Genomic DNA, 14,277 nt, shown 5'->3' with positions numbered 1-14,277 from the left:
GCCGGCCCGGCAGGGGTGGGATCCGGCCTGGACCACGCTAGGAGCAGGCCGCCGACCGGCCATCGGGGATTACTCCCCGTAGATGCCGCAACCACTATGGGGTGGGACTCGTTCACTCCCTAGGGGATTAGGGGATGGACTTGTGACCATCTCGTGACCCGTGTAGGCACTGGCCGTAATTCGTTCAGGTGAGTGAGGAGGCCGCCGCGTTGCCGTACGTCCTGGGGGTCGACGTGGGCTCCACGCGCACCGCGGCGGCCGTGTGCCGGCTGGGCGGCGCGGGTCGCGGCGAACCGGAACCGGTCGACCTGGGCGGCCCCGGCGGCGGCGTGGCCTCGACGCTCCAGCTCACCCCGGACGGCGCGTTCGCGGTCGGCGAGCCGGGCGACCCGCGGTGGACCGCCACGGGCTTCGTCCGCCGGCTCGGCGACACGACCCCGGTCGTGCTCGGCGGCGTCGAGCGGATCCCGGCCGAGGAGCTGACCGCGCTGCTGGTCATGTGGGTGGTCGACCAGGTCGCGGCACGCGAGGGCGAGCGCCCCGAGCACGTCGTGCTCGCCCACCCGCCCGGGTGGGGGCCGCACGCCAAGGGGCTGGCGCACCGGGCGCTGCGGTCGGTCGGGGTGGCGGCGTCGCTGGTGCCCGAGCCCGTCGCGGCGGCCGAGAACCACGCGTTCACCCGGTCGCCCGTCGGCCCGCTCGGCGTGTTCAGCCTGGGCAGCCACGCGTTCAGCGCCTCCGTGGTGGGCCGGGGGTTCGAGCTGGTCGCCACCGCCGACGGGGTGGACCAGGCGGCGGGCGCCGACTTCGACGACGCGGTGCTCGCGCACGTGCGGACCTCGCTCGGGCGGGAGCTGACCGACCTCGACCCCGACGACCCCCGCACCCGCGGCCTGCACGCGCGGCTGCGCCGCGACTGCGAGGCGGCCAAGCGCGTGCTGTCCGGCACGGTCGAGACGGCGATCCCGGTGCACCTGCCGTCCGGGCGGGTGGACGTGCCGATCACCCGGGCGCGGTTCGAGGACCTGGTCCGCGCCGACGTGGAGCAGGCCGTGTCGCTGTTCACCAGGGTCGCGTCGGGCGTCGCGATGACCGTGCTCGTCGGCGGCAGCGCCCGCATCCCGCTGGTCGCGGCGTCCGTGCCGGGCCGGGTGGTGCTGGAGGCCGCGCCGGAGACGTCGGTGGTGAAGGGCGCGGCGCTGGCGGCCCGCCGGCTCGTGGCCGGCCCGGACGCCGAGCCCGAGCCGATCGAGACGTCGGTGCTGGTGCGGGACGACGACCCGCTGCTGAGGTTCCCCGTGGGCAGCCTGGACGTGCCGGACGCGGAGTTCACCGCGCCGCCGCCGCGGCCGCCCGTCGACATCACCCCCCTCGACCTGCCCGAGCGGCGCACGGTGAAGCGCGTCGTGCGCGGGCTCGTCGTGACCGGTGGGCGCCGCGCCCGTGATCCCGAGGATGGCCGTTGAGCTTGAGCACGACCGCGCGTCCGGTGTTGTCCCCGGAAGTCACGCAGGTCCTGGACGCCGTCGCGGCGGGAGCCGTCGTGCGGCTCGGCGTCGTCGCGCCCGGCGGGCACGGCAAGACCACCGTGCTGCGGGAGCTGGAGCGGGCGTTCGAGGACGCGGGCGCGTCGGCCACGGTGGTGGACGACGCGCACCTGCTGCCCGACGCCGAGCTGCTGTCCCTGCGCGCCCGCGTCGAACGCGGTGACGCCAACGTCGTGGTGGCCTACCGGCCCTGGCCGCGGTCGCGGGCGCTGGCGGCGCTGGCCGAGTCGCTGGGCCGGGCCCGGCCGGCGCTGGCGCTGGAGCCGTTCACCCGGGAGCAGGTGCGGGCGGTGCTGCCGCCGTCCGCGCGCGGGCTCGCGGACTTCGTGCACCAGCAGACCGGCGGCGTGCCGCGGTTCGTGCGGCGGCTGGCGGGGCTGACCGCGGCCGAGCTGACGCCCGAGGTGGTGGCGTCGTTCCGGGCCGACCTGGACTGGCTGGACGCCGACGTGCAGAAGTACCTGCTCGCCGCCGAGGCGGGCGCGGCGCTGCGGCTGGACCTGCTCGGCGGGCTGCTCGGGCTCGACGCCGACGCGGTGGGCGACGTCATCGAGGCGGGCCGGGCCACCGGGCTCGTCGGGGCCGACGGCGCGTTGCCGCCCGTGGCCCGGGTGGCGGTGGCGGCGTTGAGCCGCACGGACCGGCGCATCGCGGTGCGGCAGCGGCTGGCGGAGTTGCAGCTGCGGTCGGGCGGGCCGGTGCTCGACCTGGTGCGGCCGCTGATCGGGGTCGCCGGGCCGGAGCTGGGGCGCGTGTTCCGGGCGGCGGCGGACGAGGCGTTGGCGACCGACCCGGCGCTGGCGGCGCGGCTGCTGGAGTCCGTCGGCACGGCCGGTCCCGACGTGGCCGTGCGGCGCGCGGTGGCCTCGGCGATGGCCGGCGACCTGGACGCCGCGCTGCGGCTGGCGGACGGCGTGCTGTCCGGCGGCGACCCGGAGCACCGCGGCGCGGCGGCGGAGGTGGCCGCGATCGCGTTGGCGCACCGGGGCCAGCTCGCCCGCGGCACGGAGCTGCACCGGTGGTCGTCCAGCGCCACGTCGGCGGCGTTCGCGGTGATCGGCCGGGTCGGGACGGGGCGGTTGCCGGACGAGGCGCTGCCGGAGGCGCCGCCGACCATGCTCGACGGCGGCGCTTCCCTGATGGCGCAGGGCGTGGTGGAGTCGGTGACGTCGTCCGCGACCACCGCGCTGTCCACTTTGGTCCGCGCGGCGGGGTTGCTGGAGCCCGCCGGGCGGGCCGTGCTGCTGCCGGACACGCCCGCCGCGCTGGCCGCGCTGGTGGCGTTGCACAGCGGCGAGCCGGGGATCGCCGAGTCCGTGCTGGACCGGGCGCTCGCGACCGCGTCGGGCGGCGCGCTGATGGCCGTGCGGCACCGGCTGCTGCGGGCCTGGATCGCGATGCAGCGCGGCGACCTGCCGCGGGCCCGCGAGACGTTGGCCGCGCTGCGGAAGGCGGGCCGCCCGCTGGAGCCGCGCGACTGGCTGTTCGCGGTGGCGCTGGAGATCGGCGTCGCGCGCCGCACGAGCGACCTGGCCACGTTGAAGCGGACGTGGGAGCAGGCGTGCGAGGCGGTGCTGCGGCACCCGGTCGACCTGTTCACGTTCCTGCCGCTGGGCGAGTTCGCCACCGCCGCCGCGCGGCTGCGCGACCAGCACCGGCTCGCGCCGCACCTCGCGGCGGCGCGGACCCTGTTGCGGGACCTGGGCGATCCGAGCCTGTGGTCCGTGCCGCTGCACTGGAGCGCGCTGCACGCGGCGATCATCGCCGAGGAGACGTCGGTCGCCGAGGAGCACGCGGCGTCGCTGGCCGCGTGCCGGGACCGCAGCCGGTACGCGGGCGTCGTGTCGGCGGCGGCGGAGAGCTGGCTCGACGTGGTGGCGGGCAAGGTGGACGCCGACCAGGTCGAGGAGTCGGCGCGCGGGCTGCAGGCCGTGGGCCAGTGGTGGGACGCGGCACGCCTGGCCGGCCAGGCGGCGATAAGGACGTCGGACCGGCAGGCGATGGTGCGCCTGCTCGACTGCGCCCGGCTGCTCCAGGGCCGGCCCGCCGCGACCGCGCGCAAGCAGCCCGAACCCGTGGCGGAGGTGGACGCGGGCAAGCTCAGCGACCGCGAGCGCGAGGTGGCGGAGCTGGTCGTGGGCGGGCTGACCTACAAGCAGGTGGGCGACCGCCTGTTCATCTCCGCGAAGACGGTCGAGCACCACGTGGCCCGGATGCGGCAGCGGCTGGGCTGCGCCAGCCGGGCCGAACTGCTCGACCAGCTCCGCCAGATCGTCGGCTAGGCACGGCAAAACCGCCGCTCCCGGCCGGGCCGTCAGGCGGGGAGACGGCCCCCGGTCCGGAGAGGTCAGTCGCGCTTGCCCGCGTGCAGCAGCACGAGCCCGAGCGCGGCGATGACGAAGTTCTGGAACGCGGCCGACAACCCGTTCCAGTCCTTGGACTGCCACATGACGAACCACTCGCCGCCGATCGCGATGAACCCGCCGCCGAACAGCAGCACCTGCATGACCCAGCCCGCGGACGACAGCCGGCGCGCCGACTCCTCGCGCCGCCGCAGCCAGGCCACCAGCCCGGCCAGCAGGACCAGCGCGGTCACCGCCTCCCACGCGATGATCAGCACGTAGGCGACGGTCACGACGGTCGGGTTCGTGATCGCGCGCCACGACGTGTTGGGCGAGCCGAACGTGGTGTCCATGGCCAGCACGTGTTGCACGAACGCGTGGTTGGTCTCGTAGTCGGTGATGTTGCCGAACACGACGAGACCCATGTAGAGCGCGGTGATCCCGGTCAGCGCCGTGATCGCCGCCTGTGAGGTCCCCACCCTGGCAAGTGCGCGCATGTTCTGTAGAACCTAGTCACGATCCACCGGAAGTCCACGGGAAGAATTCACCAGTCAAGACGACCGTTCGGGGTGCCGTCCGCCGGGTCGCCCCGTCACGGGCACGGCGGCTCGTAGTCGAGCTGCGGCAGGTGCTCGCGCCAGCGCTCCTCCGGCAGCACGCCCTTGGTCTTGCTGCACAGCCGCTCGATGACGTGGTCCAGGTCCAGCTCCCACAGCCGCACCGTGCTGTCGGAGCTGGTGGAGGCGAGCCGCTTGCCGTCCGGGCTGAACTGCAGGTCGCGCAGCCCGCCGTCGTGCCCGGTCAGCATCCGGCCGACCGCGATGGGCCGCTGCGCGTCGTGCACGTCCCACAGCCGGATGGTCCGGTCCTCGCCGCCGCTGGCCAGCGTCGTCCCGTCCGGGCTGAACGCCACCGCCACCGCGGCCTCCACGTGCCCGGTGAGCGGCCGGCCGAGCGGCGCGGGCCGGTCGGGCCTGCTCACGTCCCACAGCCGGACCGTCCGGTCGTCGCTCGCGGTCGCCAACGTCCGGCCGTCCGGGCTGATGTCGGCCGCACCCACCGCGCCGGTGTGCCCGGTCAACGGGTGCCCCGAGGGCTGGGCGGCGGCCGGGTCGGACACGTTCCACAGCCGCACGGTCTTGTCCGCGCTCGCCGTGACGAGCGTCCGGCCGTCCGGGGCGAACCCGACGTAGTGCACGTACTCGGTGTGCCCGACGAGCGGGTTGCCGAGCCGTTCCGGGTGCTCCCGGTCGCTGATGTCCCACAGCTGCACGGAGGTGTCGGTGGCGCCGGTGGCCAGCACCTTGCCGTCGGGCCGGAACGCCACCGGCGAGCTGTAGCGGGTGCCCACCTCGATCGGCTCGCCCAGCGGGCGCGGGCGCTCCGGGTCCGACAGGTCCCACAGCCGCACCGCCTTGTCGCTGACCGTGGCGAGCGTCAGCCCGTCGTCGCTCAGCTCGACCGCCCACACGGGCGCGCCGTGCGACACCACCGCGGCCGACTCGGGCGTGGCCGGGTCGCCGGTGTCCCACACCCGGACCGACCGGTCCTCGCTGCCCGACACCAGATGGTGGCCGTCGGGGGTGAAGGCGGGGCCCACGGTGCGCGCCGAGTGGCCGACCAGCACGCCGTGCGGCAGCGACCACAGCCGCACCACGGAGTCGTGGCTGCCGGTGGCCAGGGTCCGGCCGTCCGGGCTGAACGACACCGCGTAGACGATGCCGCTGCGCCCGGCCAGCGGCCGGCCGAGCGGCTGCGCGCGCTCCGGGTCCGTGACGTTCCACATCCGCGTGGTGCCGTCGCCGCCCGCGGACGCCAGCACCCGGCCGTCCGGGCTGAACGCCACCGACCACACGCCCTCGGTGTGGCCGGTCAGCGGCCGGCCCAGCGGCCGCGGCGCCGCCGGGTCGGCCACCCCGAACAGCCGCACCGTGTGGTCCTCGCTGCCGACGGCCAGCACCCGGCCGTCCGGGCCGAACGCGAGCGAGTGCACGCGGTGGTCGAACCCGGTGATCGGCGCGCCGAGCGCCTTCGGGGCGGCCCGGTCGCGGAGGTCGAAGAGGATCACGGTGTTGTCGTCGCCGCCGGTGGCCAGCAGCGCGCCGTCCGGGCTGACCGCCACCGCGCGCACCTGCGCGGTGTGCCCGCCGAGCGGTTCGCCCAGCGGTCGCGGCGCGGCCGGGTCGGCCACGTCCCACAGCCGCGCCGTGCCGTCGGCGTTGGCCGTGACCAGGGTGCGCGAGTCCGGCGTGAACGCGAGCAGGTAGACGGTGTCGTTGCCGCCCGTCAGCGGCTGGCCGAGCGAGCGCGGCCGCTCCGGGTCCGTCACGTCCCACAGCCGCACGGTCTGGTCGTTGCCCGCGGTGGCGAGCGTCCGACCGTCCGGGCTGAACACGGCCGAGGTGACCCAGCTGCGGTGCCCGGTCAGCGGCGAGCCGAGCGGCTTCGGGTCGTCGGGGTCGCGCAGGTCCCACAGCCGCACGGTCTGGTCGAAGCTCGCGGTGGCCAGGAACCGCCCGTCGGGGGAGTACGAGGTCAGGTACACCGGACCGGTGTGCCCGGCCAGCGGGATCGCGAGCGGCGTGGTCTGCGTGGACAGCAGCCGGGTCTGCACGTCGCGGTCGTCGGGCCGCATGCGGTGCGCCACCAGGGCGAGCTGCGCCGACAGCGACGGGTCGGACTCCTGCAACCGGTCCGCCTCCGCCACCACCTGCCGGAACACCGCGTCGTCGCGCTGCCGCACGGCCACCACCGCGGCCGTGGCGGCGATGAGCGCGAGCACCACCACGCACGCCACCGCCGCGCGCCGGCCCCACGCGGCCCGCCGGCGGTACTGCATCGACACCGCCAGGAAGTCCTGCGCGGTCCCGGTCAGGCCCTCGGGTCCGGCGGCGTCCGCCCAGTGCCGCGCCGTCTCCAGCCGCGCGCCCCGGTACAGCAGCGACGGGTCGCGGTCCTGGCCCGCCCACGTCGCCGCGTCCTCCTCCAGGCGCTGCCGCAGGAGCTGGCCCTCCCGGTCCTGGTCGATCCAGCTCCGCAGGCGCGGCCACGCCTGGAGCAGCGCCTCGTGCGTGATCTCCACCGAGCCCGCGTCGAGCGTGACCAGGCGGGCCCGCGCGAGCACCTCCAGCGCCTCCTCGCCCGCGGTCCGGTTCGCGGCCTGCTCGACCAGCTCGTGCCGGGTCGAGCGGCGGCGGGTGTCCTGCGTGTCCTCGCCGACCCGCACCAGCCGCAGCAGCAACGGCCGCGCCGCCTGCTGCGCGGGCGGCGCGAGGTCCGCCCACGCCCGTTCCGCGGTGGCCGCCACCGCACCCTGGATGCCGCCCGCCGACCGGTAGCCCGCGATGGTCAGCTTGCCAGCCTGCCGGCGCTGCCAGGTGGCCAGCAGGGCGTGCGACAGCAGCGGCAGCGCGCCCGCGTCGTACGCGCCCTGGCCGCCGCCCGCCTTCGCCCGGCCGCTGCGCACGCCGAGGTCGCGCAGCATCAGCTCGATCAGGCCCGGCTCCAGTTGCAGGCCCGCCGCCTTCGCGGGCCGCGACACCGCCTCCCGCAGCTCCGCCGACGTCATCGGCCCCAGCACCATCTGCCGGTCCTGCAACGCGTCGGCCAGCTCCGGGAACGCCAGGCAGCGGCCGTAGAAGTCGGCCCGCACGCCCACCAGCACCACCGCGGGGGCCGTGCCGCCGGGCACCGCGGGCGTGCACGCCACGTGCAGCGCCTGCACGAACACCTGCACCCGGTTCTCGTCCGAGGACAGCGTGAACGCCTCCTCGAACTGGTCCACGACGACGACCACCCGCTCGCCGCCGTGCCGCGCCGCGTATGCCGCGAACGCGGCCCGGATCCGCGCGGCGAACCGCGGCACGCCCAACAGCGCCTGCCCGAGGAACGTGTCGGGCCCGTGCCCGGCCGCCACCAGGTCGTGGTCCACCGCGTCCGGCGTGAGCGCCAGGTCGAGCACGTCGGACAATTCCGGGATCTGCCGGACCAATTCCTTCACCGGGTCGACGCCGGGCGTGATGACCACCGCCGGCCAATTCGTCGAACCCTCCAGCGCCAACGCGCCGTCGCGAATGGACGGGATCACGCCGGCGCGCACCAGGGACGATTTCCCGGCGCCCGACGCGCCGACCAGCATCACGATTCCGCCGGTTTCCGCGGCACTGCCCAGTCGGGACACCAGCGCGGCCGTGCTGCGTTCCCGGCCGAAGAACCAGCTCGAATCCTCCGGCTGGAACGCGGCCAATCCCCGATAGGGGCACACGCCGATTTCCTCGGAACTCGGCGGGTCCTCGACGTCCGACGAGGACACCGGGCTGGCCAGCGCCTCCTCCCACAGCGCGCGCCACGCGTCCAGGTCGTACAGGCCGGGCGCCGGCGGCTGCGGCCGCGACTTGCGGGCCTCGCCGATCAGGATCTCGAGGACTACCGAGAGTGCCGGAAAACGGGCGGGCACGTTTCGCCCGCGACGCCAGTCGCTGACCCGCTGCGCGGTCGCGCGGACCGGGCGACCGCGTTCGTCGGTGCGCCGCGCGCGGGCGACGGACTCGGTCACCTTCTTCAAAGGCGGGTCGCCGGCTTCGGCGTAGAGCAGCGCGAACCGCTCCGCGAACAGGGCGCGGGGACCCGACCCCGGACCGGAACCAGCCATCCGCGACGTGCCTCCTCAAGATCCGGCGTTCCGGACCGGAAAACCGGATGTGAGCGCGTGAACAGGTCGTTTGCCGACCGGTGGAGCCCTTGTGAGTCCACCCTAACGACTTGCGCCGACAAACTGGTCGAGACGTTCCGATGACGTCGTCGAGGGCATGCGGAGGGACCGGTCGAAGTGGTGTCGCAGGCAACTACCGCGAGTGGCAGCTCGTTCGTCGCTGAGGGGTCCTGGGGGTCTTCTCAGCGGTGCGCTCCCCACCGGCACGACCGGTGGAACGGCGCGGCGACCTGCCACGCCGGGCGGAGTTGACCCGGTGCGGCCCGCGCCCGTGCCGGTCACGGCCCGTGAGGACCGGGGTGTCCCCGGTGAAGCACGGGTCTGCCCGATCGTGAGGACGGTGCTGGACGCGCACGGTCGGGACCGTGCCGAGGTGGGTCTGGACCTCCTGGCCAGGCTCGCCGTCCCGACGCACCGCTAGCCGGTGTCGGGCCCAGGGGCCGCCGAGCCCTCCGGGTGCGCCGCACGACGCGGTGCGGCGCGACCCGTCCGGCCCGGTTTTCCGCCATGTCGCATTTCCGCCGGCCACCGGGTGCCGCTTTGACCGATGCTGGTGCCGTGCACGAAGAAGCGGAACGCTGCGCCCGGGCCGTGCGGTCGAAAGACGCCCGGTTCGACGGGTGGTTCTTCACCGGGGTCCTGACCACCCGGATCTATTGTCGACCGAGTTGCCCGGTCACCGCGCCCAAGGTCGAGAACATGCGGTTCTACCCGAGTGCGGCGGCCGCGCAACAAGCGGGATTCCGGGCGTGCAAGAGGTGCCGTCCCGACGCGTCGCCGGGGTCCCCGCTGTGGAACCACCGCGCCGACGCGGTGGCGAAGGCCATGCGGCTGATCGCCGACGGCGTGGTGGACCGCGAGGGCGTGCCCGGCCTGGCCGCCCGCCTCGGCTACAGCGTGCGGCAGCTCGAACGGCTGCTGATGGCCGAGCTGGGCGCGGGACCGCTGGCCCTGGCCAGGGCGCAGCGCGCGCAGACCGCCCGGCTGCTCATCGAGACGACCGCGTTGCCCATGGCGGAGGTCGCGTTGGCGGCCGGGTTCGCGAGCGTCCGGGCGTTCAACGAGACGGTGCGCGAGGTGTTCGGCCTGTCGCCGACCGACCTGCGCGCCCGCCGGCGCCCCGCGCCCGACACGCCGGGCGTGCTGTCGCTGCGGCTGCCGTTCCGCGCGCCGCTGCGGCCGGACAACCTGTTCGGCCACCTCGCCGCGACCGGCGTGCCGGGGGTGGAGGAGTGGCGTGACGGCGCGTACCGGCGCACGCTGCGGCTGCCGCGCGGGCACGGCGTGGTGTCGTTGACGCCGCAGGCCGACCACGTGGCGTGCCGGCTCGCGTTGAGCGACCTGCGCGACCTGTCGATCGCCATCGCGCGGTGCCGGCGGATGCTCGACCTCGACGCCGACCCCGTCGCGGTGGACGAGCGACTGCGCGCCGACCCGCTGCTCGGACCCGTGGTGGACGCCGGACCGGGCCGCCGCGTGCCGGGCACGGTGGACGCCGAGGAGTTCGCCGTGCGCGCGGTGCTGGGGCAGCAGGTGTCCACGGCCGCCGCCCGCACCCACGCGGGCCGGCTCGTGGCCGCCGCGGGCGAGCCGATCACCGACGTCGGGCTGACCCACCTGTTCCCGACGTCGTCGGCGCTGGCCGCGCTGGACCCCGCCGTGCTGGCGATGCCGCAGGCCCGCAAGACCGCGTTCCGCGCGCTGGTCGAGGCGCTGGCGGACGGGAAGATCGACCTCGGGGTCGGCGCGGACTGGGCCAAGGCGCGGGCCGACCTGCTGGCCTTGCCCGGGTTCGGGCCGTGGACGGTGGAGGTGATCGCGATGCGGGCGCTGGGCGACCCCGACGCGTTCACCCCCACCGACCTCGGCATCCGCATCGCCGCCCGAGCCCTCGGCCTGCCCGACACACCCGCCGCCCTGGTGCGGCGGTCCGAGGCGTGGCGCCCGTGGCGGGCCTACGCCGTCCAGTACCTGTGGGCCACCGGTGACCACGCGATCAACCGGCTGCCCGCCCGAGAGGACGTCCGTCGATGAGCCACACCACCGTCGACAGCCCCGTCGGACCGCTCACGCTGGTCGCGCGGGACGGCGTGCTGTCGGGGCTGTACCTGGCCGAGCAGCGGTACCGGCCGCCGCGCGAGTCGTTCGGCCCCGAAGACCCCTCGCCCTTCGGGGACGTGATCGCGCAGCTGGCCGAGTACTTCGACGGCGCGCGGACGTCGTTCGACCTGCCGCTCGACCCGGTCGGAACGCCGTTCCAGCGCACCGTGTGGCGGCTGTTGCGCGAGATCCCGTACGGCGAGACCACGACGTACGGCGAGCTGGCCCGGCAGCTGGGCCGGCCGTCGGCCGCGCGGGCCGTCGGGTTCGCCAACGGGCACAACCCGATCAGCATCATCGTGCCGTGCCACCGGGTGGTCGGCGCGAACGGCGGCCTCACCGGGTACGCGGGCGGGATCGTGCGCAAGCGGCAGCTGCTCGACTTCGAGCAGCGGTCAGACGCCTACCGGCTGCCGATCTGAGGCCGGGGCGCGGCGGGCGCGGCGCCTGCGGGCGTCGCCCCGTTCCAGCCACCACTCGGCCAGCAGCAGCGGGATCGTCCAGCCGAGCCACGCGGCCAGCCCGGAGACCGTCTGGAGCAGGGCGACCTCGCTGCCGCCGAACGCGGTGTCCAGCCGCGGCGACAGCGTGATCGCGGCGACGGCCGCCCAGATCCGGTTGCTCATGATCGACGCGGTGAGCGCGAAGCTGCGGATCATCCACCGGCGGTGGTCGACGTGCCGGCGTTGGCGCGCCATCCGGAAGCCCGCCACCGTGAACGCCAGCCACAGCGCCCCCATCAGCACGTTGCCCACCTGGTTGAGCGGCCCGAACGGCGAGACCGCGCCGATGGCCAGCGCCGTCACCCCGCCCGGCAGCACACCGGCGAACACGTAGACGCGCCCGACCCGCCGGTGCGCCACCGGGTACCGCTGCCGGAACCACGGCCACACCTGCACCACGCAGGTCAGGATCGCCACCGACCCGAACAGCACGTGCGCCACGAGCACCGGGAAGTGCCACGGGTGCGCGGGCACCTCGGGCACCCGCGACAACGCCGGGTCGAACGTCACGTACGGCGGCACCGAGAACGCCACGAACACCAGCACCAAGAACCCGAACGGCACCACCCAGGGCCGCCGGTACCACTTCGTCATCCCCATGCCCGCACCCAACCGCCCCCCGCTGACCAACCACGCACCATCCCCGCACAACCCGCGTGTTCTACGTCCGGAACGCGTGTGTCCTACGTCCAGAACGCGTGTGTCCTACGTTCGCGCACCCCGAGTTGAACGTTCAGGACGACCGGACCTTGTTCTGAACGCTCAACTCGGCCGTTCCGGACGTAGGACACGCGTGACGCGGACGTAGGACACGCGCAGCCGACAAGGTTTGTTGGCTTGACAAGAGAAGTTGTCGGTGGGAGGGTTCCGGCATGTTCGAAGTGGCGGTGATCGAGGACCCGGCGGTGGCCGAGGTCTCGTTGGACCCGGTGCGGGCGAGGTTGTTGGCCGAGCTGGCCGAACCGAACTCGGCGACCACGCTGGCGGCGAAGATCGGGCTGCCCCGGCAGAAGGTCAACTACCACCTGCGCACGCTGGAGCAGCACGGCCTGGTCGAGCTGGCCGAGGAACGCCGCAAGGGCAACATGACCGAACGGGTCATGCGCGCCACCGCCGCGTCCTACGTCATCTCGCCCACGGCCCTGGCCGCCGTCCAGCCCGACCCGGAACGCGCGCCCGACCGCCTGTCGGCCCGCTGGCTCCTGGCCGTGGCCGCACGGCTGGTCCGCGACGTCGGCACGCTGATCACCGGCGCGGCCAAGGCGGACAAGAGGGTCGCCACCTTCGCCCTCGACGGCGAGGTCCGCTTCGCCACCGCCGCCGACCGCGCGGCGTTCGCCGAGGAGCTGGCCGCCGCCGTCACGACCCTGGTCGCCAAGTACCACGACGAGTCCGCGCCCGGCGGACGACCACACCGCGTGGTCGTCGCCGTCCACCCGAGCATCCCGAAGGAGTGACGATGGGTCACGCGTTCGAAGGCGTCAACGAAGCCGAGCTGGACGGCGTGACGCCGGAGCAGGTCTGGGAGGCCATCGCCACCGGCCCCGGCATCGACTCCTGGTTCATGGGCTCGAACGAGGTCGAGCCCGGCGAGGTCGTCCGGCAGGCGTTCGGCGACTACCGCCCCGCCCACTCGATCACCGCCTGGGAGCCCGGCAAGCGCCTCGCCTACGGCGGCGACGAGGAGCCCGACGGCCGGTTCGTCGCCTACGAGTTCCTGATCGAGGGCCGCGACCGGGGCAGCACGGTGCTGCGCATGGTCGCGAGCGGCTTCCTGCCCGGCGACGACTGGGAGGACGAGTTCGAGGCCATGCTCGCGGGCGGCGAGATGTTCTGGCAGACCCTCGTCACCTACCTGCGCCACTTCGCCGGCCGCACCGCCCGCCCGGTCACCGCCTTCGGCCCTCCGGTCGCCGACTGGCCCGCGACGTGGGCGAAGCTCGGCCGCAAGCTCGGCCTCGACCGCGCCCCCCGCACCGGCGACGAGGTCGTGCTCGACGGCGAGCCCGGCGTCGTCTACTTCGCCAACGCCCAGACCGCGGGCATCCGCACGGACCGCGCGCTGTACCGCTTCTTCCAGGGGATCGCCGGCTTCCCCACCGCCATGCACCACGTGTTCACCGACGACCACCGCGACGAGCGGACGTGGTCGACCTGGATGGAGGACCTCGCATGACCACGGAACGGGTCGTGTCCAAGGACGGCACGACGATCGCCTGCACGCGCGTCGGCTCCGGCCCCGCGTTGATCATCGTGGACGGCGCGCTGTGCCACCGCGCCTTCGGCCCGGCCACGGCCCTGGCGGGCGAGCTGGCCGCGCACTTCACCGTCTACACCTACGACCGGCGCGGCCGGGGCGAGAGCGGCAACGCCACGTCCTACGACGTCGAGCGCGAGGTCGAGGACATCGCCGCTCTCATCGAGCACGCGGGCGGCTCGGCGCACCTGTTCGGCATGTCCTCCGGCGGCACGCTGGTCGCCGAGGCGGCGCACCGCGGCGTGGCGGCCGAGCGGATCGCGATCTACGAGTCGCCGATGATCGTCGACGACACCCGCGAGCCCATGGCCGACGACCTGCCGGACCGGGTGCGCCGCGCGCTCGCCGAAGGCCGCCGGGGCGACGCGGTCAAGCTGTTCATGCGGTACGTCGGCACGCCCGGCCCGGTGATCGCGCTGCTCCGGGTCATGCCGCCGTGGCGGAAGCTCAAGGCCGTCGCGCACACCCTGCCGCACGACTTCGCGCTCGTCGCCGAGTTCCAGCGCGGCACGCCGCCGCCCGCCGACCGGTGGGCCGGCGCGGAGGCGCCCGCGCTCGTGATCGCCGGCGGCAAGAGCCCGGAGTACCTGCGCAACGCGCAGCGGCGACTGGCCTCGACCCTGCCGAAGGGCGAGCTGACCGTGCTCCCCGGCCAGACGCACATGGTCAAGGCCAAGGTGACCGCGCCGGTGCTGGTCGACTTCTTCCGCCGCTGACCGCGCGGAACCGGGTGGTGGGCGGGGGGGCGCCCGCCCCCCCCCCCGGGCCCGCCGGCCCCGCGTGGGGGCGCCCCCGCCCCCCCAGGAAGGTCCGTCCC

At 74.9% G+C, this 14,277-nt stretch carries 10 protein-coding genes; 7 read left to right on the top strand and 3 right to left on the bottom strand.

Annotated features, from left to right (window positions below):
• The first annotated feature begins 188 nt into the window (after positions 1–188).
• On the top strand, positions 189–1,466 hold the full coding sequence (locus ACWEFJ_RS32060; RefSeq protein ID WP_449716033.1) for an Hsp70 family protein: 1,278 nt from the start codon (positions 189–191) through the stop codon (positions 1,464–1,466).
• A complete protein-coding gene (locus ACWEFJ_RS32055) occupies positions 1,463–3,829 on the top strand; it encodes a LuxR C-terminal-related transcriptional regulator (protein WP_449716032.1) in 2,367 nt (788 codons plus the stop codon). Before ACWEFJ_RS32060 ends, ACWEFJ_RS32055 begins: the two co-directional genes overlap by 4 nt.
• Before the next feature lie 65 nt (positions 3,830–3,894).
• On the opposite strand, the gene ACWEFJ_RS32050 is transcribed toward ACWEFJ_RS32055, so the two are convergent.
• Positions 3,895–4,368 (bottom strand): DUF2165 domain-containing protein, encoded by a 474-nt coding sequence (locus tag ACWEFJ_RS32050; RefSeq protein ID WP_378086849.1) that lies wholly within the window; start codon positions 4,366–4,368, stop codon positions 3,895–3,897.
• 113 nt (positions 4,369–4,481) lie between these two features.
• On the bottom strand, positions 4,482–8,540 hold the full coding sequence (locus ACWEFJ_RS32045; protein WP_449716031.1) for an nSTAND1 domain-containing NTPase: 4,059 nt from the start codon (positions 8,538–8,540) through the stop codon (positions 4,482–4,484).
• Between the two features lie 618 nt (positions 8,541–9,158).
• Here ACWEFJ_RS32045 and ACWEFJ_RS32040 point away from each other — a divergent pair.
• Both ACWEFJ_RS32040 and ACWEFJ_RS32035 read left to right on the top strand, forming a co-directional pair.
• Positions 9,159–10,634, top strand: coding sequence for an AlkA N-terminal domain-containing protein (locus tag ACWEFJ_RS32040; protein WP_378086853.1), 1,476 nt, complete (start codon positions 9,159–9,161; stop codon positions 10,632–10,634).
• The gene (locus ACWEFJ_RS32035) at positions 10,631–11,122 is read left to right on the top strand and encodes a methylated-DNA--[protein]-cysteine S-methyltransferase (RefSeq protein ID WP_449716030.1); all 492 of its coding nucleotides are present in this window, start codon (positions 10,631–10,633) and stop codon (positions 11,120–11,122) included. The genes ACWEFJ_RS32040 and ACWEFJ_RS32035 overlap by 4 nt, the downstream gene beginning before the upstream one ends.
• Here the strand turns inward: ACWEFJ_RS32035 and ACWEFJ_RS32030 are convergent.
• Positions 11,096–11,803 carry a DUF2306 domain-containing protein gene (locus ACWEFJ_RS32030; protein ID WP_449716029.1) on the bottom strand — a complete coding sequence of 236 codons (708 nt, stop codon included), beginning with the start codon at positions 11,801–11,803 and terminating at the stop codon, positions 11,096–11,098. The genes ACWEFJ_RS32035 and ACWEFJ_RS32030 overlap by 27 nt on opposite strands.
• A 272-nt stretch (positions 11,804–12,075) precedes the next feature.
• Between ACWEFJ_RS32030 and ACWEFJ_RS32025 the strand changes: the two genes are divergently transcribed.
• From ACWEFJ_RS32025 to ACWEFJ_RS32015, 3 genes are read left to right on the top strand one after another with little or no spacing between them, the layout of a single operon-like run.
• Complete coding sequence (locus ACWEFJ_RS32025) at positions 12,076–12,660, top strand: ArsR/SmtB family transcription factor (protein ID WP_378086859.1); 585 nt, start codon at positions 12,076–12,078, stop codon at positions 12,658–12,660.
• 2 nt (positions 12,661–12,662) lie between these two features.
• Positions 12,663–13,379: an SRPBCC family protein gene (locus ACWEFJ_RS32020; RefSeq protein ID WP_449716028.1), complete on the top strand. Its 717-nt coding sequence runs from the start codon at positions 12,663–12,665 to the stop codon at positions 13,377–13,379.
• Positions 13,376–14,176 (top strand): alpha/beta fold hydrolase, encoded by an 801-nt coding sequence (locus tag ACWEFJ_RS32015; protein WP_449716027.1) that lies wholly within the window; start codon positions 13,376–13,378, stop codon positions 14,174–14,176. Before ACWEFJ_RS32020 ends, ACWEFJ_RS32015 begins: the two co-directional genes overlap by 4 nt.
• Positions 14,177–14,277 lie beyond the last annotated feature (101 nt).

The organism is Actinosynnema sp. NPDC004786 (assembly GCF_053601135.1).
Note: the sequence above shows the minus strand (reverse complement) of the source record. Positions and strands in the feature narration are given on the sequence as shown.

Coding starts and splice junctions, on each gene's coding strand:
- ACWEFJ_RS32030 (WP_449716029.1), bottom strand. CDS start 11,803: ATGGGGATGACGAAGTGGTACCGGCGGCCCTGGGTGGTGCCGTTCGGG.
- ACWEFJ_RS32020 (WP_449716028.1), top strand. CDS start 12,663: ATGGGTCACGCGTTCGAAGGCGTCAACGAAGCCGAGCTGGACGGCGTG.
- ACWEFJ_RS32035 (WP_449716030.1), top strand. CDS start 10,631: ATGAGCCACACCACCGTCGACAGCCCCGTCGGACCGCTCACGCTGGTC.
- ACWEFJ_RS32025 (WP_378086859.1), top strand. CDS start 12,076: ATGTTCGAAGTGGCGGTGATCGAGGACCCGGCGGTGGCCGAGGTCTCG.
- ACWEFJ_RS32015 (WP_449716027.1), top strand. CDS start 13,376: ATGACCACGGAACGGGTCGTGTCCAAGGACGGCACGACGATCGCCTGC.
- ACWEFJ_RS32045 (WP_449716031.1), bottom strand. CDS start 8,540: ATGGCTGGTTCCGGTCCGGGGTCGGGTCCCCGCGCCCTGTTCGCGGAG.